Raw genomic sequence first — 1,267 nt, 5'->3', positions numbered from 1 at the left:
CCCGGCGATCATCGCCGCCGCTGAAGTGACTGGCGCTACCGCCATTCACCCAGGCTACGGTTTCCTCGCGGAAAACGCCGACTTCGCCGAGCAGGTCGAGAACTCCGGCTTCGCCTTCATCGGCCCCAAAGCCGACACCATCCGCCTGATGGGCGACAAGGTGTCGGCCAAGGACGCGATGATCAAGGCCGGCGTACCGACCGTGCCAGGTTCCGACGGCCCGCTGCCCGAAGACGAGGAAGAAGCCCTGCGCATCGGCCGTGAAGTCGGCTACCCGGTGATCATCAAGGCCGCCGGTGGCGGTGGTGGTCGCGGCATGCGCGTGGTGCACAAGGAAGAAGACCTGATCGACTTCGCCAAGCTGACCCGCAGCGAAGCCGGTGCCGCCTTCGGCAACCCGATGGTGTACCTGGAGAAGTTCCTGACCAACCCGCGCCACGTCGAAGTCCAGGTCCTTTCCGACGGCCAGGGCAACGCCGTGCACCTGGGTGACCGCGACTGCTCGCTGCAGCGCCGCCACCAGAAGGTTCTTGAAGAAGCGCCGGCCCCGGGCATCGACGAGAAGGCCCGCCAGGAAGTCTTCGCGCGCTGCGTCAAGGCGTGCATCGACATCGGCTACCGTGGCGCTGGCACCTTCGAGTTCCTGTACGAGAACGGCGCGTTCTACTTCATCGAAATGAACACCCGTGTTCAGGTGGAGCACCCGGTATCGGAGATGGTCACCGGTATCGACATCGTCAAGGAGATGCTCAGCATCGCCGCGGGCAACAAGCTGTCGTTCACCCAGGATGACGTGGTGATTCGCGGTCACTCGCTGGAGTGCCGGATCAACGCCGAAGACCCGAAGAAGTTCATCCCGAGCCCGGGTACCGTCAAGCATTTCCACGCCCCAGGCGGCAACGGCGTTCGCGTCGATTCGCACCTGTACAGTGGCTATGCGGTACCGCCGAACTACGACTCGCTGATCGGCAAGCTGATCACCTACGGCAAAGACCGTGACGAAGCCATGGCGCGCATGCGCAATGCGCTGGACGAGATCGTCGTCGACGGCATCAAGACCAACATCCCGCTGCACCGCGACCTGGTGCGTGATGAAGGTTTCTGCAAGGGTGGCGTCAACATTCACTACCTGGAACACAAGCTCGCCAACGACGAGTGAGGCAGGTGTGATGTGAAAAAGACCCCGGTCCTGTGACCGGGGTCTTTTTTTGCGTGCACATGGCTATGGCGGTGCGGCCTTCGCTGGCAAGCCAGCTCCCACAGGCAC

The 1,267-nt window shown here is 63.0% G+C and carries 1 protein-coding gene; it reads left to right on the top strand.

Annotation, left to right across the window (positions count from 1 at the left end):
• A partial coding sequence (accC, locus tag G3436_RS25325) for an acetyl-CoA carboxylase biotin carboxylase subunit (RefSeq protein ID WP_163950891.1) occupies positions 1-1,159 on the top strand: 1,159 nt, incomplete at its 5' end.
• Positions 1,160-1,267: the final 108 nt, after the last annotated feature.

The organism is Pseudomonas brassicae (assembly GCF_010671725.1).
Lineage (GTDB): Bacteria > Pseudomonadota > Gammaproteobacteria > Pseudomonadales > Pseudomonadaceae > Aquipseudomonas > Aquipseudomonas brassicae.
This window is presented reverse-complemented; position numbering and strand designations above follow the sequence as displayed.